Here is a 22,843-nt window from a genome sequence, read left to right as displayed (position 1 = left end):
TATTATTTGTTAAAATATGCCCACTGGTCAATTGTATTTCTTACTAGACCCTCTTGTCCTGGTCCGCTAAATCAGCGGCGGCGGTGAATAAAATATCGGTGGATGAATTCAGACCGGTTTCTGCCGAATCCTGAATGACGCCGATAATAAAGCCAATACCCACCACTTGCGCGGCGACACTGTCATCTATACCAAATAAGCTACAGGCCATGGGAATCAATAACAAAGAACCACCGGGCACACCGGATGCGCCTGTGGCGCCAATGGTGGCCAATAAACACAACAAAAAAGCGGTGACTATATTAACGTCAATGCCGACTGTATGAGCAGCCGCCAGGGTCATGACCGTGATGGTTACCGCCGCACCGGCCATATTAATGGTGGCACCTAAAGGAATGGAAATACTGTAGGTTTCTTTACGCAAGCCCATGTTTTTGGCTAATTTCATGTTTACCGGAATATTGGCAGCGGAACTGCGCATAAAAAAAGCAGTGATACCACTTTGCGACAAACACTTGAAAACCAGTGGATAGGGGTTACGTTTTAGCTTAATAAAGACAATCAATGGGTTTAACAATAAAGCCACAATCAACATCGCTGACAGTAATACCACAATCAGTTTTGTATACGTCGCCAACACCTCGAAACCGGTATCGGCAATGGCATAGGCAATCAGCCCGAAAATACCAATTGGTGTCAGGCGCACCACCCAACCAACAATCTTACTGATGACAAATGCAGCGTCTGCCAGAACCTGTTTACTGGTGCCATCGGTGTGTCGTAATGCCAGACCACCTAAAATAGCCCAGGCTAAAATACCAATGTAATTGGCATTCAATAAGGCATGCACCGGGTTATCAACGACATTAAAAGCCAGGGTTTTCAGTACTTCAGCTATGCCACCGGGTGGTGAAATGTCAGATTCCACCAGACTTAAATCAAGTGTGGTCGGAAATAAAAAACTGATGACCACGGCGGTTATGGCCGCGGCAAAGGTACCAAACAGATACAATACAAGGATACTTTTTATGTTGGAAGGCTGATCGCTTCGGTGTTTAGAGATGGCATCAGCCACCAGAATTAACACCAATATCGGCGCCACTGATTTTAAGGCTGTCACAAACAATCGACCTAATATGCCACTGGATAGTGCCGCTTGTGGCCAGATAACTGCTAATAGAATCCCTAAAATTAAAGCCACAATAATTTGTTGAATTAAACTACCGGACTGCAGCCAACGCATAAATTTTGTCATTAATAACACTCCCGTTCTGTGGCTAATAAATAAAGGACTTGGTGCCAAATCAAGGGCGTATTGTAAAGCACACCTCTGTTGCTTTCGGTAACAATTTAAACTTTTCTCGGTGTTTCTTTTATCGCAAAGCTTATAAAGACCACACTTAGTTCACTTTCAAAGATCCTATTTGCTGCATTGCGGTAAAAGCAGTTCTTTATTCTTATAGAAGTTGTGTTGTCGTTTTTAAGTGAAGTCAACAACGAACAAAGCCTATGAAATGATTGACTTTTGTGGAAATCCAGGTAGGATACCTCGCCTTTTAACACCACTTCCCCGATGTTTAATCTGTTCTCAAAACGCATCCAATACAGCGTTAAAAATGATGTTCTATCCGGTCTCACCGTGGCTTTGGCCCTGGTTCCCGAGGCGGTGGCGTTTGCGTTTGTGGCGGGTGTTGATCCGCTTGTGGGTTTGTATGCGGCCTTTATGGTGGGTTTGTTAACCTCGATATTTGGTGGTCGTCCGGGTATGATTTCAGGCGCCACCGGTGCCATGGCCGTGGTGATGGTGTCTTTGGTGGCGCAACATGGTGTTGAGTATCTGTTTGCCGCGGTGGTGTTAACCGGTATTATTCAAATGCTGGCCGGTGTGTTTCGTTTGGGGATGTTTATCAGGATGGTGCCCTACCCGGTGATGTTGGGCTTTGTTAACGGCTTGGCGATTGTTATCTTTTTGGCCCAATTGGGTCAATTTAAAGTCATTAACGATGAAGGCATTAAAGTCTGGATGAGCGGTGGCACCTTATACTGGATGCTTGCGATGGTGCTATTAACCATGCTCATTATCCACTTTTTACCCAAACTCACCCGTGCGGTACCGGCTTCTCTGGTGGCGATAGTTGGGGTCGCTGCTTTGGTTATTTTGTTAGATATTCCTATTCCCAATGTCATCGATTATATGCGCGCTGAGTCAGGTAACCCGGCCGCCACATTAGCCGGCGGCTTGCCGACTTTTTCTATTCCGGCAGTGCCATTAACCATGGCCACGTTTAAAATTATCTTACCTTATGCGGTAATTTTAGCCGCCGTGGGTTTAATCGAATCTTTATTAACCATGAGCTTAATTGACGAAGTCACCGAAACCCGCGGTAATGGCAACCGCGAATGCCTGGGTCAAGGCATCGCTAACTTTACCACCGGTTTTTTTGGCGGCATGGGTGGTTGTGCCATGATTGGTCAAAGTATGATTAACATTAAATCCGGTGGCCGTGGCCGACTATCAGGCATCACCGCAGCAGTTGCTTTATTGTTATTTATATTGGTTGGCTCAAAATGGATTGAGATGATACCACTGGCGGCTTTAGTGGGTGTGATGTTTATGGTGGTTTTAGGCACCTTTGAGTGGGCCAGCTTGCGTATGATTACCAAAGTACAAAAGTCAGAGATTTTTATCATCGTTTTGGTTTCTGGTATTACTGTTATTGCAGATTTAGCCATTGCTGTGATTGTTGGGGTGATTGTCAGTGCTTTGGTGTTTGCCTGGAAAGGTGCCAAACGCATTGATGCCGACACCCATATTGATGAGAATGGTTCTAAAATCTATCACTTGTCGGGACCGGTGTTTTTCGGCTCCATTCATAATTTTCAAAATATTTTCACACCGGCTGACGATCCTGAGGATGTGATTGTTGATTTTCTCGACGCCCGCGTTTATGACCATTCGGGCATAGAAGCCTTAGACAAATTGGCGGACCGTTATCAGCGACACGGCAAAACCGTTCACTACCGACATTTAAGTGCAGAATGTGTGGGCATGCTACGCAAAGCCGGTGATTTAGTGGAAGTCAATCTAATCGAAGATCCAAATTACAAAGTCGCGAACCCGTCACTTAAGGTTTCAAATTAGCATTTGAATCGCGGCCTTGGTAATCCGATTTGGACCAGCGGGTTTAAGTGCTCATTAAGGCGCCAATCGTTCAATGAGCCAGTCTTTATCTGTTTTGGTATAGCTAAATCGATCATGCAAACGGCTTGAGCGACCTTGCCAAAATTCAAAGTGATTGGGAATAACCCGATAACCACCCCAATGGCTGGGTAAAGGAATTTCACCTTCTTTAAATCGTTCTTTAATGGTATGAAACAGTTTATTCAATTTCTCTCTGTTTTTAATGGGATGGCTTTGCTCGGAAATCCAGGCACCCAATTGCGAACCACGGGGTCTGGAACTAAAATACTTAAATGATTCAGCGGCACTGATTTTTTCAACCGAACCGGTAATCCGGACTTGACGCTCCAGAGCTAACCAGGGAAACAATAAAGCCGCTTGTGGGTTGTCTTGTAATTGTCTGGCTTTGGCACTTTTGTAATTGGTAAAAAACACAAAGCCTTGCTCATCAAATATTTTTAATAGCACTGTGCGCACATCCGGCCGGCCATTGGCATCCGCTGTGGCTAAGGACATGGCATTAACTTCAGCCAACTCTGCAGCCCGCGCCTGACTGAACCATGTGGTAAATTGATCTAAAGGATTATTTGCTAAATCAGCACGTTGCAAGCCATATTTAACGTATTCTGTTCTTATATCTGAGATATCCATGTTACTAACCTTGTTATTGTCGTCGTCGACTGTTATTAAAAATCACCATTAAAGCACCTAACAACCATAATCCGGGTATAGCAATTAATAGCACAACACTGATAATCACCACCTGCTGTGCCGTTAAAAATAAACCGGTTTGTTGTGCACTCAAATCAGGCATATTGATGCGATTATCATGGTGCATAAGCCAATCCAGCATCCGTAAAGACAAGGCCTGATTGCCACCACTTCTAAGCAAACTGTTGTTAATAAAATCGCTGTCACCAATAACCAGTAACCGACTCTGGTTCATGTTTTGTGACGCAGCAAATACCTGATCGTCATCAGCCATCAAAACTGTTTCTCCGGAACTTACAAATGGCACCACCCCGCGCCATGTGGTTGGGTAATCAAATTGTTGGGTAATGGTATGCTTGGGGTATTGATTTAATGCCGGAATTTCTCGGATTGCATGATCAGTCGGTAAAGCATCAAACAACAGCGACAGTTGAGCTTGTTGCGCCATACTTTCCGGGTTGCTTAACCACCATAAATTAACACCGCGATTAAGCTGTTGTTGAAGCCATTGAAACGCTTCATCACTGATGGGCTGGGTTGGATTGGCTAACACAATAAGCTTCACTTCTGACGGCAGTGTCATATCAGACTGCCACCGAAGTGCCGCCACAGAATAATTTAATTGTTTAATCATACTAAGCCACAAGCCTAAACCATCTGTGCTGTCAGAGCTCAAAGACTGTGAACCAAAACCATCCAACATCACCACCCATCCATCGGGCGGGTTCAATAATCGCTGTAATCCATTAAATAAAGTTTCATAGGATAAACTGGATAACACAAAATAGTTATCTTGATGATGAATAACCATTTCTCCACGGGCCTTGATGCCATATTCGCGGACTTTATCGGGGTATTTAGTCGGATCAGTATAACGAATCGTTAATGAGGACCAATAGTCATTTAAAGGCGCCAAAAAATTAGCCACATAACCGGCAGCAGGACCATCGGCAGCAGCCATAACTTCAATCTCTAAAGTAGGCACCTGTTGCAACCAATGCTCCACATCGGTGTTATCCAAATGATCAAAATAAGCACTTTTCAAATTAATTTGCGGCCCATAAAGTGCGCCTACCAGAACCAAAACCAATAACGAAACGGCCAACAGAATTCTTGTCATAACAGCCACTTTCATCGTTGCCTCTTTAAATTGTTAATTTGCAACTGAGCCATTAACAGAAACAACGTCGTGCCGCCAACAAAATATAACAACGAAGACAAGTTTATTTTACCCTGGCTAAGCCAATTAAGGTGCTGCTCCGGCAACAACAAATTCAACCAGTTAATACCATATTCATCCAAAGCAGATTGCCCGCCAATAACCCACATAAGTATAAAAACCACCAGTGTTAACAACACTGCAAAACCAGCCTGATTGGCCAAAGAAGATAACCACAAAGCCAGGGCAATAAGCCAGGCGCAACCCAGTAATAAAGCCAAACCCATGGCACTCACCAAGAGCCAATCGACATCACCACCCAAAGTCAATAAAGCAGCCACCGCAAACAACATTAATAGCGGGAACACGGTAAGCCATAAATGACTTTTAAACTTCGCCATAATCGGCAAGTGAAACCACGGTTTCGCCGGTATTCGCCACAAGTAGTCAAGGGTTCCCTCTTGCCGTTCCTGGGCAACACTGCCACCTGCAGTGACTGCCACCACCAATAACATCACTGTCATTAAATTTTGACTTAAGGGCAATAACAACGCTTCGGTGATGTTTGGTGGTACCGATAATTTAAGCAGTTCAGGTTGCAGCGCCATATAGCGGTCTAACATGTGTAAGAACAACCAGCTCACCACAAAAGCCAAAAGCGACAATATCAACCACACCCGACTGCGGCCCCATAAGGTTTTCTGCTCTTTATGGTAGAAACTAAATCGCTGCTTTTTCATCTGTAATTATCTTTTGCCAGTCTGCAAAACTATTTTGATAAAAATGTAATAAATCCACTGCCGTCACAGCGTGTTGTTGAAAATCGTGTTGGGCTAATAATTGGCCTTGGTGCATCGCCACGGCACAATCGGTTAATTTACTGACCTCAGCCATTAAATGTGTCGCCATCAGAACTAGATTGTGTTGCTTAAACTCGGCTAAAAATGATTTAAAGTGTTTCATTAGCATCGGATCCATGCCATTCATCGGTTCATCCAGTAACAACACATTCACCGGCGCCAGTAAAGCACCCGCCAGTGATAACCGTTGTCGATAGCCTAAGGATAAATGTTCGGTTAATTGATTTTTCACCGTGTTTAAACCCCACTCCTCCAATACCCTTTGCACCGCCTGTTCAGGGTTCGCTAAATCCAATAAATCAGCTTGTAACCGCAGGTGTTCAAGCACTGTCAATTGTCGATAAAAACGTGCCGGTTCCGCCATCCAACCAATCTCTACACCATCAGCAAACTCAATCTGACCGGAGGTGGCGGTACTGACACCCGCCAATAACCGCAGTAAACTCGATTTACCGGCACCGTTGGCGCCCAACAGCACCCATAGTCCGGTAGATGGCAAACGCAAGCTCATTTCATCAATCAAAACACGGCCTTGGCGCTGCACCGTCAGATTGTGAAGCTGAATGAGAGATGACTGATGGGCGCTTGTATTCATGTGAAAACGAATTTCTCTGGCTATTAAATAGAGATTTCATTATAGTAAGCTTATCAAACAAACAAAACCCCTAATTTATGTACCCATTACTCGATTTTTTAGACAAAGGTCTGCTTAACCTATCCGCTTGGCAAATTATCCTCATCACTTTTATTGCTGTGCAAATCACTTTATCCGGTGTTAGCCTCTATTTACATCGCGAGCAAACGCATCGTGGCATTAAAATGCACCCTGTTTTACAACATTTTTATCGTTTCTGGTTGTGGTTTACCACCGGCATGTTAACCAAGGACTGGGTGGCCATTCACCGAAAACACCATGCTTTTTGTGAAACCGAAGATGACCCACACAGCCCACAAGTTCATGGTATCAAAAAAGTGCTGTTTGATGGTGTGGATTTATACACCCAAGAACGTAAAAACCAGGAAACTCTGGATAAATACGGACAAGGTACCCCGGATGATTGGTTAGAGCGTAACATTTATACGCGCTTTCATTATTTAGGTATTCTATTATTGGCTGTCGTCAATGTGACTTTATTCGGTATTATCGGATTGGCCGTATTTGCCATTCAGGTTGCATGGATTCCGTTTTTTGCCGCCGGCGTCATCAATGGCTTAGGACACTTTATGGGTTACCGCAACTATAGAACCGATGACAGCTCACAAAACTTAACCCGCTTCGCCTTCTTTATTTACGGTGAGGAATTGCACAATAACCACCACGCCTTCCCGGCTTCTTGTAAGTTTGCCCATAAAAAAGGTGAACATGACATCGGCTGGTACACCATTCGGTTATTGAACAAGCTGGGTTTATGTGAAATCAAAAAAACCATCCCGGAATTATGTATCGACAGTCAATCACAAGACATTAACAACGAAACAGTGAAGGCTTTAGTAACCCACAAATATAACGTCTTACAAAAATACATCAACGATGTGATCAAACCACAATTAAACCAAGAGTACAGTCAAGCATCAAAAGCCATGCGCCGCAAAATGCGAAAATATAGCCGACTTTTGTCTTTAGATAGCCGCTATTTACGCCGCAAAAGCCGACTGTTACACTCTCAGTTTAACAGCAGCGAAACCATCCAAATCTTGATGAGCTACAAACAGGAATTACAAGCCATTTGGAATAAAAGCGGTCAATCAACGGAAGACATGATTGTGGCTCTGAAGGCATGGTGCCAGAAAGCCGAAGCCAGTGGCATTCAGATGTTACAAGAATTTGCCCGTTCTATGCAGCAGTATCGCCTGCAATTAAAATCGGTCTAAACCTTACATCAAGAAAAACCCTTAAAAAGCCGCTTCAATCGCGGCTTTTTTATGATTATTTTTTGTTACTGGGGACTGGTTTCAGCGACAATTCAAATCCGGCGATGACCGGGTCGTGATCGGATGAGGAAAACGGTGATGCTTGATAAAAGCTTACCGGACGCGCTATCCCCTCAGCCAACGGTGAAATCCGATAGCCAAAATCACGTATCTCATCGGCATTAATGTGCCATTGTGTCACGCCTGAGGCTTTCTCCGCTAAGGCCTTGTTGACCATAATATAATCCAATGAGCCCACTTTGCCACGATAGGAGGTGGTCCAGTTTTCAACACCTAAAAACTCTTGCGCCAGATTAACATAACCTGCTTTCTCAAATACAACAATCGGATCCTCTTTTTGATAAGAATTAAAATCGCCCACCACCAGACGTAATTCCGCGCCCATATTTGTGGGATCAGTATCTAACCAGTTGACGATTTGTTGAGCGGCTTTTGAACGAGTCGGGTTATAGCACCCTTGACCATCTTTCTGAGCCATATCTAATCCCACAGCATCACGACAGCCCTTTGATTTCAGATGCAATGATGCCAAGGTAAATAATTGTTGACTATTATTATGTTGAAAAGTCTGCGCCAACACCACTCGATTTCGGTGGTCTTCGTATTCAGGTAATGATTCGCTGTTTAGCAACGCATATTCACCTTGAGGTTCGACCAGTTGTGGTTGATAAATAATACCCACTTTTATCACGTCTTGGCCTAATTGGCCGGCATTAATATAAGCCCATTTATTAAATTCAGCGGTTTCATTTAAGGCTTCTACTAATCGCTGTAATGATTCATTTTGATTATTTTGTAATTCTTGCAAGCCAATGGCTGCGGCATCCAAACGGTTTATCACGGTGACCAGTTTAGCCAGCTGACGTCGCTGTTCTAATTCATTACGGGCACCACGACATCCCATGCCCTTAATATTCCCACATTGGTCTGAACCATCATTAAAATCAGTAAACCAATTTTCAATGTTAAAAGTGGCGACTGTTAAATTACCGTTTGGACGATCAGGTTGTTGTTCTCTAAAATTTGATTGCGGGCTGATTTTCAAGGCTTGTGTGGGCTGTAACTTATATTGGCCAAAGGCATAGTTTAATACCCCAACAGCATCAAGCATATAACCGGTTCGAATCGGATTATCAGCTGCCACCGAAGCTTGCCCATCCTCTCCAACACTAAATGGTCTGGCGTAAGCCTGTAAGCGCCCATCATCAATAACCAACTGATCACGTTGCTGGAATGCCATTAAAGGTGGTACTGCCAAACCGGGTTCTACCAACGTTGTGGTCGAGAACATCCGTTCAGAAGACACCGTCAACTCTCCAAATTTAAGGTACTGATAGATGTCAGTAATAATGGCACCAGTAACTGTAACCCGCATATTCTCCACGTTCTCAAGATTAAAGTCATCTAAAGGCAGCTGAATATTTTTGGGTTCCGGTAAATTATGCTGAGACTCACATAATGTGATGCCTTCAATGGCTTGTAGCTGTGTTAAGTCATGTAACTCTGATACCCGACCGGAAATAGCAACCACATCACCCTGAGTAACATCGGGCTGCCAACGGCCGGTGTAAATAAATAAACCCTCTGAAGTATTTAAATCATTATCGGGCTGCATAGATTGTACAAAAAAACCATCTAATCCGCCGGTTTCTGTAAATACGCCTGTAACCACTGCTTTAACAACCACTTTTTGGTTCAGTAAAGGACTTTTATCTTGTTGACCTTGAATAACAGCGATAGACGTAAAAGTACCATCACAATCAGCAGCGTAGGTTGACTCAACAAATATCAACAAACAGAATAACAAGAGTTTCATGGCAACAATAATTATTATAAAGCGGTATTATCGCCTGTTTAATATGTAAATTCCACGTTAAATCATATGGGATTAGCTTATCTCAAAGCTATTTTCAAATAATTGTCTATTGACTTTATAAGCATTAACCCATAACTTATGTGCTCACAATTATTTCTATTTGGAGGAAAAAATGAAAAAACTAACAACTCTGCTGATTTTAGCGCTTTTAAGTCTGGTATTAACGGCCTGTAACGATAAAGATTCCGACAGCGAATCAGCCATGGACAAAGCAAAAACTGAATTAAATCAAGCGGCTGACGCCACTAAAGAAGCTGCCAGCGATGCTGCCGATGCCATTGAAGACGCTGCTGAAGACACCGCCGATAAGACCGAAGAACTTTACCAAGAAGGTAAAGAAGGTGCCAAAGATATGTACGAAGATGCCAAAGAAGGCTCAAAAGATATGTATGAGAAAGCTAAAGAAGGCAGCAAAGACATGTATGAAGATGCCAAAGAAGGTACCAAAGAAATGTACGAAGATGGCAAAGAAAAAGCCAAAGACATGATGGATGATACCGAAGACGCTGCTGAAGACGCTGCTGACGAAGTTGAAGAAGCTGCTGAAGAAGCAGAAGAAGAATTAAAAGAAGAACCAAATCCTTCTGTCTAACTTTGTAAAATCTTATCAAAAAAACCACCGCATCGTCGGTGGTTTTTTTATTCCAGTAAAAGAGACCTTTGTAATAATGTTGAGTTAATAAACACAATCAGTCAAAATATAACGCTACTTTCGGATAATTAACTATGAATTTACCGCTTCTTATTGGATTGCGTTATACCCGCGCCAAAAGAAAAAACCATTTTATTTCTTTTATTTCTTTGATATCCATGGGTGGCATTGCCATTGGCGTCATGACCGTTATTGTGGTGATCGGGGTTATGAATGGATTTAATAAGCAATTTCAGGATCGTATGCTCAGCAGCGTTTCTCATGCCACCATTTCAGCTTTTAAGGGCGAATATTTAAACGATTGGCAACAAGCCATTGACCAGGTCAGCGCTCATCCTGAAGTCATTGGCGCAGCACCCTATATTCGAACCGAAGGTATGTTACAAGGCATGAACACGGAAGGCGCCATTGTTCAAGGAATTTTGCCTGATGATGAAATCAAAGTAACTGAGTTCCAAGATAATTTACGTTATGGACAGTTACAGGACCTTCAACCGGGGGAATTTAAAATCATTATTGGAATTGATTTAGCTGCGCATTTAGGCGTTGGTCCCGGAGATAAAGTAACCTTGTATGTGCCTGAATTTCGCACCACAGCTGTCGGCATCACCCCAAGACTAAAACGTTTTACCGTGTCCGGAATTTTCGAAATGGGGATGTATGAATACGATTTTAAAATGGCGCTTATTCACCTCGAGGATGCGGCCACTTTATTACGTATTCCTCCAGGTGCCGCTGCAGGTGTGCGCATTAAAGTCACTGATTTAATGCAGGCACCACGGATAGTCAGAGAATTAGGCCCTCAGTTAGAAGGGTTTTATCGCATTCGTGATTGGACACAAGAACATGTTAACTTTTTCAAGGCCACTAAAACTGAACGCACCATGATGTTTATTATTTTATCTATGATTGTGGCTGTGGCTGCTTTTAATATCTTATCCACGTTGGTCATGCTAGTTACTGACAAACAGTCAGATGTCGCCATTTTGCGTACTTTAGGCCTGTCAGGCGGCCAAGTTATGGGTGTCTTTATGGTAACCGGCACCCTACTCGGTTTAATCGGCACCATCATTGGTGCCATTGCCGGTATTTTAATGGCCATCAATATCAATAGCATTATTGCCACCTTGGAAAGTTGGTTTAACACTGAATTTTTAGCCAAGGATGTTTATTATGTGACGGAAATAAGTGCTGACTTGCACACCATGGATATCGTCACTATTGTGGCTGTGGCCTTCAGTTTAACGGTGTTGGCCACACTATACCCGGCCTGGCGCGCCTCACGGGTTCAGCCGGCGGAGGCCCTACGCTATGAATAAAAAAGACAGTGTCATCGAATGTCGTAACCTGAGTAAACATTTTATGGATGCAAACCGTAAAATATCGGTTTTTGAAAATTTAAATCTCAGCATCCAATCTGGTGAAACCATTGCCATTATGGGTGCCTCAGGTTCCGGTAAAAGTACTTTATTGCATCTGTTAGGCGGTTTAGATACTCCAACTTCCGGACAAGTCAGTGTTTGTGGTCATGACATGGCAAAATTAACTCAAAAAAAACGTGGCATAGTACGCAATGAGCACTTGGGATTTGTTTATCAATTTCACCATTTATTACCTGAGTTCTCCGCCTTAGAAAATGTCATGATGCCTCTGCTTATAGGCCGTGAACATAAAACCGCGGCACGGAATAAAGCCACTGACATTCTTGAGCAAGTGGGTTTAGGTGAACGCCTCACTCATCGGCCCGGACAATTATCCGGTGGCGAACGGCAACGAGCCGCAATAGCAAGGGCTTTAGTGACCAATCCTGATTGCATCTTAGCGGATGAACCAACTGGTAATTTAGATGAAGACACAGCCATAGCTGTTATGAACTTATTTATCGCGCTCAACCAACAACAGCAAACGGCTTTAATTGTGGTGACCCATGATCGCCAAGTGGCGAATATGATGCAATCCACTTATCATTTAAAACATGGAGAGTTACAGCCATTGTCAAATTAACAACCCGACCTGTTTATACACCCGGTTTTGCGCTGGCTTTTTTAAGCGGCTGTATTCCGATGTTGTGGTTGCCCGATGTGTTAAGCAGTGGTCTGTTGTTTATTGTCAGTATCCCGTTTTGTTTATTAGTAAGCCATTTCTTCGCAGGTTTTAAGAAAGCAAGTATTGCTTTTTTATTGGGTTTATTGCTGGTGGTAACCGCTGCCAACACCCAGAAACAACAACAAATTTCCCAAAACGACTATCGCACGGTAGATGCCTTTATCACTGATTTACCGTTGGTGTCACCACAAAAAGTTAGTTTCACAATCAAAACCCGCCACAGTAATCAACGCTTTTTGATAAGCCATTACCGTGGTTATCAGAATTCAACACCACCAAAACAACTGCCAAACTATCAACCCGGAGACTATTACCGCTTTGAATTATCACTCAAGCCACCGCATGGCACTGCCAATGGCACCGGCTTTGACCGTGAACGGTGGTTGTTTCGTCACGGAATAGATGGCGTTGGCAGCATTCGACATGCACAAGCCATCGAGCCATATAAAATATCTTTGAGCCAGGCAATCAACAGCAAAATAAATCATTGGCGATATCAAATTTCTCAATTGCTTGATAATAATATTACTAACACCCGAACCAACGCCTTACTACATGCTTTGTCCATTGGTGATAAAAGCCGTCTAGAGTCCGGTGATTACAACTTACTGCACATCTCCGGAACCGCTCATTTAATTGCCATATCGGGGCTTCATATTGGTATGGTGGCCGCCATCGGCGCGGCTTTAGGTTGGTTAGTCTTTGCCCTGTTCCCGCAACAAAGACTTCCACGCCCATTGATACAAGTTATGATGGGCTTAACGCTGGCTTTTATTTATGCCGGCTTAGCCGGATTTTCCGTGTCAACCCAGCGCGCGCTTATTATGTTGGCTGTTTATGGTTGGTTTAAGTGGCGTAGACGCAGTGCCTACGCCTGGGATGTGTGGTCAATTAGTTTATTATTGGTACTGTTAATCGATCCGTTAAATATTTTGGATGCCGGGTTCTGGCTATCCTTTTGGGCGGTGGCGGTACTGATATTAGCATTTCAAGGCAGACCGGCAAAATCATCACAATTGATTGATTTCATCAAGATTCAATGGCTATTACTCATCGGTATGATGCCGTTAAGCTTACTGCAATTTGGCAGTTTAAAAATTTGGGCACCATTGGTTAATTTAATGGTGATTCCAATCATGACATTTTTATATATTCCGGTATTATTACTAACCTTATTAGTGGCTGGATTAAGCGGACATATTCCAGATTTTCTTGTCAGTTATCTAAGCTTCATCAGTGAATTGTTTTGGCGTTTTCTTGACCATTTTTCTCATCTGGATAAAGTCGCCTGGGGCTGGCCGGTCAATGGGTTTTGGTCATTTGCTTTATTGACACTGGCAGCTGTGATTCTATTGCTGCCGAAAGCCGTCCCCCAGCGCTATTGGGCACTGTTATTGATAGCCATTGCCTTATGGCCTGCGACAAAACATCTATCAGCAGGTCAGTTTCGGGCAGAGTTTTTTGATGTGGGACAGGGTACATCGGTATTAATCAGTACCCAAAACCACCATCTTCTGTATGATGTTGGTGCCCGCTTTCCAAGTGGTTTCAACATCGCGGATGCGGTTGTTTTACCCATGCTTCAACAGCTTCGTATAAATCAACTAGATGTTGTCATCCTATCACATGATGACAATGACCATGCCGGTGCCTATCCTTATTTAGCACAAGGCATTAATATTGAACAGGTTTTAAGCACGGATGGACAGCATAAACATTGTATTGTTGGTCAACAATGGCAATGGGATAACGTTAATTTTGAAGTATTGAGTCCCTATAATTTATATCCAAATTTTAAAAATGACAGTTCCTGTGTATTGAAGGTGAGCACCCCAACGACTTCACTGTTATTAACAGGTGACATCGAACAAGCAGTAGAATACCGATTAACGCAACATCACACTAAAGACATTGGTGCTGATATCCTATTAATACCACACCATGGCAGCAACACATCTTCAACACCTGAATTTGTAGCTACCGTTAACCCCAAAATCGCCATCAATTCATCGGGTGCATACAATCAATTCAAACACCCAACTGAACAAGTTAAAGCGGTTTATGATGATTTAAACATCCCAATGGTTGACACCCAAAACAGCGGTCGCATTACCCTGACAACATCGCATGATTCAACAGATAAATTTCAAATTGAACGATTCCGCCATCAAAACCCCAGATTTTGGCGCAGATAACAATCTGTTTAAAATTTTTCACTATATCGAGCCAAATGTAGATAATCACATAGAGCAGGATAAGCTAAACACAACTTGACAAATAATGACTGACTTTTATAATACTGCTTATTCGTATATGCGCATATTCAGTATTATGGAATTAGTCAATTTATTTAAAGTGCTTGGCAACCCGATTCGTTTACGGTCTCTCAACTTACTCGCCATGAGGTACCCGGACAGCCTCTGTGTTTGTGATTTTATGGAACTGCTTGACTGCCCGCAATCAAAGATCTCACGCCATTTTAAGCAATTGCGGGATTTGAACTTAGTCACCACTGAGCAGAAGGACCAATGGGTGCATTATCGATTAAATCAGTCTATGCCTAAAAACCGCTGGGCCTTAATTCAAACTTGTTTGCAACAAGCTGCCAACGAGTCACCCTTTCGTCAGGACATTATGCGTATGCAAAAACTTAAACCCATTTGCTGATGAAAAAGAACCTTTTATTTTTATGTACCGGTAACAGTTGTCGTTCGCAAATGGCAGAAGCCTGGTTGCGACATTTAAAATCAACGCAGTTTAATGCCTATTCTGCCGGTATTGAACAACATGGACTTAACGCCATGGCTGTTCAGGTAATGGCTGAAGTTGATGTCGATATGAGTAGCCACCATTCAAAAAGTCTTGATGATTTATCGGATATAAAATTTAATTACGTGATCACCGTTTGCGGGCATGCACATGAAACATGCCCCTATTTTCCAGGTTCAGCTCAAGTCATACACGTTGGCTTTGATGACCCGCCAACATTAGCTAAATCTTTAACTGAAGAGTCTGAAGTTTTAGATTGCTACCGCCGTGTACGTGATGAAATCAAAACATTTGTCAAGCAGATAGAACAACACCTCAACTAACGGAGAATACAAATGGGCTTATTTGAACGGTATTTATCATTATGGGTGGCTATCTGCATCACTGTTGGTGTTACAGTTGGTTATTTCTTTCCGAGCATTTTCAGTACAGTCGCTGCGCTTGAATATGCCCATGTCAATTTAGTGATTGCTGTACTTATTTGGATTATGATTTATCCAATGATGGTGCAAGTGGATTTAAGCGCCATAAAAGACAGTGGTAATAATCCAAAGGGATTGTTGTTAACGTTGGTCATTAACTGGCTCATTAAACCTTTTAGTATGGCGGCATTGGGTTATTTGTTTTTTAAGGTGTTTTTTGCTGCTTGGGTGGATCCCGGCGATGCCACAGAATACATCGCCGGTATGATTTTGTTGGGCGTGGCACCCTGCACCGCCATGGTGTTTGTTTGGAGTCAATTAACTAAAGGCAATCCGAACTTCACATTGGTTCAGGTCTCGATTAACGATATTATTATGATATTTGCCTTTGCCCCTATTGCCGCACTGTTGTTGGGTGTAACAGATATTCATGTACCCTGGCAAACCTTAACGGTGTCTGTGGTATTGTACGTTTTACTGCCCATGTTGGCCGGTTGGCTAACACGGAAGCTGCTCAACAACCAAGTCGAAGGCTTGCTTAAAACATTAAAGCCTTGGTCCATCATTGGTTTACTGGCTACTGTGATACTGCTGTTTGGTTTTCAGGCGGAGAAAATCATTCATCAACCGCTGGCCATTGTATTAATTGCCATTCCGCTACTCATTCAAACTTACGGCATCTTTTTTATCGCTTATTTTGTGGCCAAGAAAATGCGTTTAAGCTATGACATTGCTGCACCGGCTTGTTTAATTGGCACCTCAAACTTTTTCGAATTGGCCGTGGCGGTCGCCATCTCTTTATTCGGCCTCAACTCAGGTGCGGCTTTGGCCACCGTTGTCGGTGTTCTGGTTGAAGTTCCGGTGATGCTGTCTTTGGTGGCATTTAGTAATCGCACTCAGAATTGGTTCAAACCATGAAAACACAAATAAATTCATTACCCAACATCAACCAAGCAACCTTTAATCAAAGTGATTTGAATCAATTAAAACCAAGTGCTGTCAGCACCCATCCGGCTAAGATTTTATTATTATATGGATCCATTCGTGAACGCTCATTTAGTCGATTGGCCATGGAAGAAGCCCAACGCATTCTTAATCAACTGGGTGCTGAAACCAAAGTCTTTAACCCGATTGGCTTACCACAACCGGATAGTGAAGATTCCCAACATCCCAAAGTCAAAGAGCTCCATGAACTTGTTAAATGGTGCGAAGGCATGGTTTGGTGCTCACCAGAAAGACATGGCAGCATGACCAGCATTATGAAATCCCAAATCGACTGGATTCCACTCACTTTAGGTGCTGTCAGACCCACCCAAGGAAAAACCTTGGCCGTGATGCAAGTCAGTGGCGGCTCTCAATCATTTAATACCGTAAACCAATTGCGAATCTTAGGACGATGGATGCGATTACTGACCATTCCAAACCAATCTTCAGTGCCCAAGGCTTGGAAACAGTTCGATGATGACAATCGCATGAAACCATCGGCTCTGTATGATCGCATTGTCGATGTCATGGAAGAACTGGTTAAATTCACCTTACTAACCCGAGATATCAAAGATCACCTAGTTGATCGTTATTCTGAACGAACAGAATCACACGCGCAATTTAAACAACGGCTTGATGACCCGTTACAATAATACGCGTCATTGACTGGCATTCAGATACAATTAATAACCTGCGGCATGACCATCTTTACGACTTTCAGAAGCGCCCCAATAGACACCATTGTCGGCTTTCATAATCGCCTGATAACCACCATAAGGACCATTGGCAAATTCAACTTTATGACCTATTCTCATAAGTCCACGAATGGTGTCGTAAGAAAAACCACTTTCTAAATTCAATACGCCGCCATCAGCCATCACTTCATCGGTGGGTTGCGAGGAACCGGTATGGTGAATTCGTGGGGCATCGCCGGCGGCTTGAATATCCAGTCCAAAATCTATCATATTAACCACAATTTGGGCATGACCTTGGGGTTGCATGGCACCACCCATTAAACCAAAACTCATATAAGGCTTATCATCTTTGGTGATAAAAGCCGGAATAATGGTGTGAAAAGGTCGCTTACCGCCTTCAAAGGCATTGAAATGGTCTTTATCTAAGGAAAACATTTCACCGCGATCTTGCAGAACGAAACCCAAGCCCGGCGGTGTCATACCCGAACCCATGCCACGGTAGTTGCTTTGAATAAGAGAAACCATATTACCGTCTTTATCAGCCGTGGTTAAATAGATGGTGTCACCGGCTTCAAGGGCCGGATTACCGGCCGGATAGGCTTTTGCTGTTTTATTCAAATCAATTAATTTAGCCCGCTTTTTTGCATAAGATTTACTGATAAGCTCAGTCACAGGGATGGTGTTAAAAGCCGGATCGGCGTAATACTTGGCGCGATCTTCAAAGGCCAGTTTTTTCGCTTCGGTAAACAAATGCACGTATTCTGCCGAATCGAGCGTCATGTTAGCCACCTCAAATTGCTCTAAAATATTGAGTATTTGCAATGCCGCAATCCCCTGACCATTGGGTGGTAATTCCCAAACATCATAGCCACGGTAGTTGGTACTGACCGGCTCAACCCATTCACCCCGATGATTCGCCATATCCTGATAGCTTAAATGACCACCATTGGCTTGCATATACTCGGCGATGGTGTGTGCGATTTTGCCTTTATAAAAGGCGTCCCGACCTTCTTTAACAATTAATTTTAAGGTGTTCGCCAGATTTTGATTTTTCCAGATATCACCCTCCTGCGGTGCTTTGCCAGCAAGCGTCATTTGTTCTGCAAAGCCCGGCCATTTACTAAGTATGGGCACCGAGCGGTTCCAATAATAAGCAATCAGTTGTGTCACCGGAAAGCCCTTTTCCGCATAATCAATGGCCGGTTGTAAAACTTGTTGCATGGGTAACTCGCCAAATCGATCATGTAACATAAACCAACCATCAACCGCACCGGGAACAGTCACCGGCAGAGGTCCGTGTGAAGGTATTTTGTCGTAACCATTGTCTTTAAACCATTGTAAACTCAAAGACTTTGGCGAACGTCCTGAACCATTTAATCCATAGAGTTTTTTAGTTTTGGCGTCCCAAACAATGGCAAAAATATCACCACCCATACCATTACCGGTGGGCTCGACCAGTCCTAACAACGCATTGGCGGCAATCGCGGCATCAATGGCATTGCCACCCTCTCGCATAACCTGTAAAGCCACTTGGGTAGCCAAAGGCTGGGATGTGGCAGCCATCGCTTCAGACGCTAAAACAGGTGATCGTGTAGCAAAGGTTTCTCCGCTGACACGATCCACGGCCAATGCCGAGGTAGATAACATCAATAAACATATGGTGAGTATCTGAAACATATTCTCTATAATGAACAAAAGAAATAGTTATTGTAAAACAAGCCGGATCATTTAATCAGTATTTTTCCATTGAGAACCACTAATTTTCACCCAATTCCTATTTAACAATAACCATAAACTATAAGAATATGAATGTAGACAACAAAAACCAGATCAGCAAAAAATTTAACAGTCATAAAAAAAAGGTGCTTAATGTGCTGTTAATTTTCACTACTATTTCTCTGGTTATATTTGCTTTGGTTAATTATCAACGCGGTAAATATCTGTTAGTTGGCATTGAATTGGTGGCCGGCGTGATTTCTTTTATGATGTGGTATTTTTTAAAAAGTATAACCAACATCATACACTTTCAACGCATTGCTTTTGCTTATGTTGTGATGTTTTGTGGTTTCTTACTGTTTGCTTTTTGGCAATTAGACATTTCCATAACTGCCTACACCTTTGTGCTTCTCATGCCTTTTATGGCACATCTACTACTGGGTAACAATGTCGGTTTAGTGATAACGGCCATTTTTATATGTTTGACCGGTGTGATTTTCTTTCAGTCATATCATACGCATCCCATATTTAATGATTTAACCGGCTTTTATAACCTTATTGTTGTAACCATGCTTATATGGGGTTTGGCCTATAGCTATGAACAAGCCAATGAAGAAGCCAAAGAGACATTAATTCGTATGGCCAGTCGAGATTACCTCACTGGTTTATATAACCGCACCATGTTAAATGATGTGTTTCATTATAAATTAAACAAATCCGTTCGAAACCAGCAACCGTTAAGTCTGCTGGTGGCTGATTTAGATCACTTTAAAAGAATTAATGACTTATATGGCCATAAGACGGGCGATCAGTTCATTAAAAAGTTTGCGGAAATTCTTCAACAACACAGTGGTGCTAACAGTGCTTGTTTTCGTGTGGGTGGCGAAGAGTTTTGTGTTATCTTATCGAATACGGATATCGAACGTTGCCGAGAAATTGCTGAAAACATTCGTCAGGCCACAGAATCCATATCCCTCAATTCAGATAAGTCCTCCATTCCGGTGACTGCCAGCATTGGCATAGTCGCTTGTCATAATATGTCCTGTGAAATGTCCAACTTATTAGAATTGGCCGACCAAAAACTATACAAAGCCAAGCAACAAGGCCGTAATCAAGTGGTAGGTTAACGGATTGTTTTTTTGACTTAAGGGTTTTTCTTGCCAACAATGTTATCAATAAGCTAATATACCTTGATGAATTCGTCAAAGAAACTGACTTTTAACAAGCACATTGATAGCCACAAAAAAAGCGTCTTAAATGTATTGCTACTATTTACTTTTATTGGTGGCTTTGTATTTGCGAGTATAAATTACTTGAGAGGCATGACCTTATTGGCCACCACGGAAATTGTGGCTTCTTTGGTGTCCTTGGGGCTATTCATATACCTTAAGAATTCTCATAATGACAGCCACTTTAAATTGGCAGCTCTTTTGTTTGTTGGCATGTTCTGCGGTATTATGCTCATTGCATTTTCTCAGGGCGGTATATCCATCACCGTATTTACTTTCGCACTATTGATTCCTTTATTGGCTCATTTGCTATTAGGGACAAAAACCGGGCTGGTCATTACCACTTTTTTTTTAATGTTAAGTGGGTTGGTTTTTCTGTATCGCTACATCAATCACGAAGTTTTTAACCACCCTGCCGCCATAGCCAATATCATCACGGTTACTTTGTTGATATGGGGATTGTCTTTCAGTTACGAACAAGCCAATGAGAGATATAAAGAAAAATTAATTTCTTTGGCCAGTAGAGATTTTTTAACCGGCCTGTTTAATCGTTCAATGCTCAAAGAAATTTTCCAAATAAAACTTCATGAATCCATAGAAAATAAAACACCCATCAGTTTGTTGGTGGCTGATTTAGACCGTTTTAAAGAGATTAATGATAAACACGGCCATGACATCGGTGACCAGGTCATTAAGCAATTTGCCGAAATACTCAATCGATACAGTGGCCGGCATGGCAGCTGTTTTCGCTTAGGCGGAGAAGAATTCTGTGTCATTTTTTCACAGATATCGCTCAATGAATGTCTTCAGATTGCCGAAAAAATCCGTTTAGCGACCGAGAATTTAGATATTTCTTCAGAAAACGGTCACGTATCCGTCACCGTCAGTATAGGCATGACTGAATGTTCAAACCGCCATTGCTCAATGACCAACCTGCTCAAAGAGACTGACAAAAAAATGTATCAAGCGAAACATTCCGGCAGAAATCGTATCGTTGTATAACGCTCACATAAACCCCAGATATAGGCACGTTCTACCAACCAAAGCATTGGCAGTTTTATCAATTAAATCGTAAAATTTATGGTTAATGACATTTTACTGTCATTTAAACTTTATCACCTGCTGATAACTGTTTATAAATGCTAATATGAATCCTTAATTTTAGTTCACTCAAATCAATAGCCAAGAGATTGCCATGCTTCAACACCAAGAAAACTTAAAAAGTATATTTACAGAGTATTTAGAATCTGGGAAATTTTTTGCGCTAAGACGTGCTGTTGAAGATTGGAATGCTTCTGATATCGCGGTTTTAATTGAGACTTTATCAGACGATCAAGCGGTTTTACTGTTTCGACTCTTACGACGTCAGAAAGCCGCTCAAGTGTTCGAAAATTTATCCCACAAACATCAACAAGCATTGATTCAAGCCTTGGCCGGTAAACGCAAACGTTTGGCAGATTTACTTAACACCATATCACCGGATGACCGGACGGCGTTTTTTGGGGAGTTACCTGGTGAGATTACCCAAAAGTTGCTCACCATGTTGAACGAAAAGGAGCAAACTGCCGCCATTCGTTTATTGGGTTACCCGGAAGACAGTATTGGTCGTTTGATGACCACCGACTATGTTGCCGTTAAGGATTACTGGACAGTTAATCAAGCCCTTGATCATATTCGTAAATATGGCATCGATTCTGAAACAATTAACGTCATTTATGTCATTAACGACCATTATCGTTTAATTGATGATTTACGCATCAGAGACCTCATTTTAGCTGACCCAAAAATTAAAATACAAAAATTAATGGATAACCGTTTTGTTGCCTTACAGGCGGATGCTGATCAAGAAACTGCGATCCAATCCTTTAAAATGTATGACCGCATTGCCTTGCCAGTGACTGACAGTAAAGGCGTTTTGATTGGCATTGTAACTGTTGATGACGTGTTAGATGTGGCTGAAGAGGAAGCAACGGAAGATTTTCATAAATTCGGTTCATTACAAGACAGTGTGCTTAACCCACTGGAAGCCACGGTGGGCTTTTTGTATCGAAAACGCATCGTTTGGTTGTTTGTCTTAGTCATGGTTAATGTGTTTTCTGGAGCCGCTATCGCCAGTTTTGAAAGCACCATCCAATCGGCAGTGGCTTTGGTATTTTTTCTGCCGTTATTGATTGATTCCGGTGGTAATGCCGGTAGCCAGTCAGCCACCATCATGGTGCGCGCCTTAGCCACTGGAGAGGCTTATATGAAAGACTGGCTAAAACTCATCGCCAAAGAAATACCGGTGGCATTATTACTTGGCTCAACCATGGCCGTAGGGGTCGCTGCGGTTGCAGGCTTACGCGCCCCGGAAGTGGTACCGGTGGTAGCGATGACCATGGTTGCTATCGTTATGGTCGGTAGCTTGGTGGGTTTATCATTGCCTTTTATCTTTACCCGTGTCGGCGTTGACCCAGCCACAGCCAGTGCCCCCCTAATCACCTCGATAGCTGATATTTCGGGAGTCATCATTTACTTCTCAATTGCTAACTGGTGGTTGGGCTTATAATAT

At 42.6% G+C, this 22,843-nt stretch carries 20 protein-coding genes; 13 read left to right on the top strand and 7 right to left on the bottom strand.

Annotated elements, in window-relative coordinates; all coding sequences use genetic code 11:
* Positions 1-43: 43 nt before the first annotated feature.
* The gene (gene sstT / locus OS173_RS00275) at positions 44-1,255 is read right to left on the bottom strand and encodes a serine/threonine transporter SstT (RefSeq protein ID WP_267182266.1); all 1,212 of its coding nucleotides are present in this window, start codon (positions 1,253-1,255) and stop codon (positions 44-46) included.
* 318 nt (positions 1,256-1,573) lie between these two features.
* Here sstT and OS173_RS00270 point away from each other — a divergent pair, with 318 nt between their 5' ends.
* Positions 1,574-3,142 (top strand): SulP family inorganic anion transporter, encoded by a 1,569-nt coding sequence (locus OS173_RS00270; protein WP_267182265.1) that lies wholly within the window; start codon positions 1,574-1,576, stop codon positions 3,140-3,142.
* Positions 3,143-3,196: 54 nt separating this feature from the next.
* Here the strand turns inward: OS173_RS00270 and pdxH are convergent, their stop codons facing one another.
* Genes pdxH through OS173_RS00250 form a run of 4 tightly spaced genes read right to left on the bottom strand, consistent with a single transcriptional unit; the run spans position 3,197 to position 6,506 of the window.
* Positions 3,197-3,832, bottom strand: coding sequence for a pyridoxamine 5'-phosphate oxidase (gene pdxH, locus OS173_RS00265; RefSeq protein WP_267182264.1), 636 nt, complete (start codon positions 3,830-3,832; stop codon positions 3,197-3,199).
* Positions 3,833-3,845: 13 nt separating this feature from the next.
* Positions 3,846-5,012, bottom strand: coding sequence for a hypothetical protein (locus tag OS173_RS00260; protein ID WP_267182263.1), 1,167 nt, complete (start codon positions 5,010-5,012; stop codon positions 3,846-3,848).
* A gap of 11 nt (positions 5,013-5,023) precedes the next feature.
* Complete coding sequence (locus tag OS173_RS00255; protein WP_267182262.1) at positions 5,024-5,791, bottom strand: ABC transporter permease; 768 nt, start codon at positions 5,789-5,791, stop codon at positions 5,024-5,026.
* Positions 5,772-6,506 carry an ATP-binding cassette domain-containing protein gene (locus tag OS173_RS00250; protein ID WP_267182261.1) on the bottom strand — a complete coding sequence of 245 codons (735 nt, stop codon included), beginning with the start codon at positions 6,504-6,506 and terminating at the stop codon, positions 5,772-5,774. The genes OS173_RS00255 and OS173_RS00250 overlap by 20 nt, the downstream gene beginning before the upstream one ends.
* Before the next feature lie 77 nt (positions 6,507-6,583).
* Here OS173_RS00250 and OS173_RS00245 point away from each other — a divergent pair, with 77 nt between their 5' ends.
* Positions 6,584-7,783, top strand: a complete 1,200-nt coding sequence (locus OS173_RS00245) for a DesA family fatty acid desaturase (RefSeq protein ID WP_267182260.1) — start codon at positions 6,584-6,586, stop codon at positions 7,781-7,783.
* 55 nt (positions 7,784-7,838) lie between these two features.
* Here the strand turns inward: OS173_RS00245 and OS173_RS00240 are convergent, their stop codons facing one another.
* A complete protein-coding gene (locus OS173_RS00240) occupies positions 7,839-9,659 on the bottom strand; it encodes an ExeM/NucH family extracellular endonuclease (protein WP_267182259.1) in 1,821 nt (606 codons plus the stop codon).
* Positions 9,660-9,831: 172 nt separating this feature from the next.
* Here OS173_RS00240 and OS173_RS00235 point away from each other — a divergent pair, with 172 nt between their 5' ends.
* The 8 genes from OS173_RS00235 (at position 9,832) to arsH (ending at position 17,305) form a co-directional block, all read left to right on the top strand.
* A complete protein-coding gene (locus tag OS173_RS00235; protein WP_267182258.1) occupies positions 9,832-10,311 on the top strand; it encodes a hypothetical protein in 480 nt (159 codons plus the stop codon).
* Positions 10,312-10,445: 134 nt separating this feature from the next.
* Entirely contained in the window at positions 10,446-11,690 is a 1,245-nt protein-coding gene (locus OS173_RS00230; protein ID WP_267182257.1) for a lipoprotein-releasing ABC transporter permease subunit, read from the top strand.
* The gene (gene lolD / locus OS173_RS00225; protein ID WP_267182256.1) at positions 11,683-12,375 is read left to right on the top strand and encodes a lipoprotein-releasing ABC transporter ATP-binding protein LolD; all 693 of its coding nucleotides are present in this window, start codon (positions 11,683-11,685) and stop codon (positions 12,373-12,375) included. The genes OS173_RS00230 and lolD overlap by 8 nt, the downstream gene beginning before the upstream one ends.
* 59 nt (positions 12,376-12,434) lie before the next feature.
* Positions 12,435-14,672 carry a DNA internalization-related competence protein ComEC/Rec2 gene (locus tag OS173_RS00220; RefSeq protein ID WP_267182255.1) on the top strand — a complete coding sequence of 746 codons (2,238 nt, stop codon included), beginning with the start codon at positions 12,435-12,437 and terminating at the stop codon, positions 14,670-14,672.
* Between the two features lie 118 nt (positions 14,673-14,790).
* The gene (locus tag OS173_RS00215; RefSeq protein ID WP_267182254.1) at positions 14,791-15,144 is read left to right on the top strand and encodes an ArsR/SmtB family transcription factor; all 354 of its coding nucleotides are present in this window, start codon (positions 14,791-14,793) and stop codon (positions 15,142-15,144) included.
* Positions 15,144-15,569 carry an arsenate reductase ArsC gene (locus tag OS173_RS00210; RefSeq protein ID WP_267182253.1) on the top strand — a complete coding sequence of 142 codons (426 nt, stop codon included), beginning with the start codon at positions 15,144-15,146 and terminating at the stop codon, positions 15,567-15,569. Before OS173_RS00215 ends, OS173_RS00210 begins: the two co-directional genes overlap by 1 nt.
* A gap of 12 nt (positions 15,570-15,581) precedes the next feature.
* A complete protein-coding gene (gene arsB / locus OS173_RS00205) occupies positions 15,582-16,586 on the top strand; it encodes an ACR3 family arsenite efflux transporter (RefSeq protein WP_267182252.1) in 1,005 nt (334 codons plus the stop codon).
* A complete protein-coding gene (gene arsH / locus OS173_RS00200) occupies positions 16,583-17,305 on the top strand; it encodes an arsenical resistance protein ArsH (RefSeq protein ID WP_267182251.1) in 723 nt (240 codons plus the stop codon). Before arsB ends, arsH begins: the two co-directional genes overlap by 4 nt.
* Positions 17,306-17,335: 30 nt before the next feature.
* On the opposite strand, the gene ggt is transcribed toward arsH, so the two are convergent.
* Positions 17,336-19,024, bottom strand: a complete 1,689-nt coding sequence (ggt, locus tag OS173_RS00195; protein WP_267182250.1) for a gamma-glutamyltransferase — start codon at positions 19,022-19,024, stop codon at positions 17,336-17,338.
* Between the two features lie 128 nt (positions 19,025-19,152).
* On the opposite strand from ggt, the gene OS173_RS00190 reads away from it, so the two are divergent.
* From OS173_RS00190 to mgtE, 3 genes are all read left to right on the top strand, one after another.
* Complete coding sequence (locus OS173_RS00190; RefSeq protein WP_323373160.1) at positions 19,153-20,190, top strand: GGDEF domain-containing protein; 1,038 nt, start codon at positions 19,153-19,155, stop codon at positions 20,188-20,190.
* A gap of 66 nt (positions 20,191-20,256) precedes the next feature.
* Complete coding sequence (locus OS173_RS00185; protein ID WP_267182248.1) at positions 20,257-21,294, top strand: GGDEF domain-containing protein; 1,038 nt, start codon at positions 20,257-20,259, stop codon at positions 21,292-21,294.
* Positions 21,295-21,487: 193 nt separating this feature from the next.
* Positions 21,488-22,840 carry a magnesium transporter gene (gene mgtE, locus OS173_RS00180; protein ID WP_267182247.1) on the top strand — a complete coding sequence of 451 codons (1,353 nt, stop codon included), beginning with the start codon at positions 21,488-21,490 and terminating at the stop codon, positions 22,838-22,840.
* Positions 22,841-22,843 lie beyond the last annotated feature (3 nt).

The organism is Marinicella gelatinilytica, assembly GCF_026410405.1.
Lineage (GTDB): Bacteria > Pseudomonadota > Gammaproteobacteria > Xanthomonadales > Marinicellaceae > Marinicella > Marinicella gelatinilytica.
Note: the sequence above shows the minus strand (reverse complement) of the source record. Positions and strands in the feature narration are given on the sequence as shown.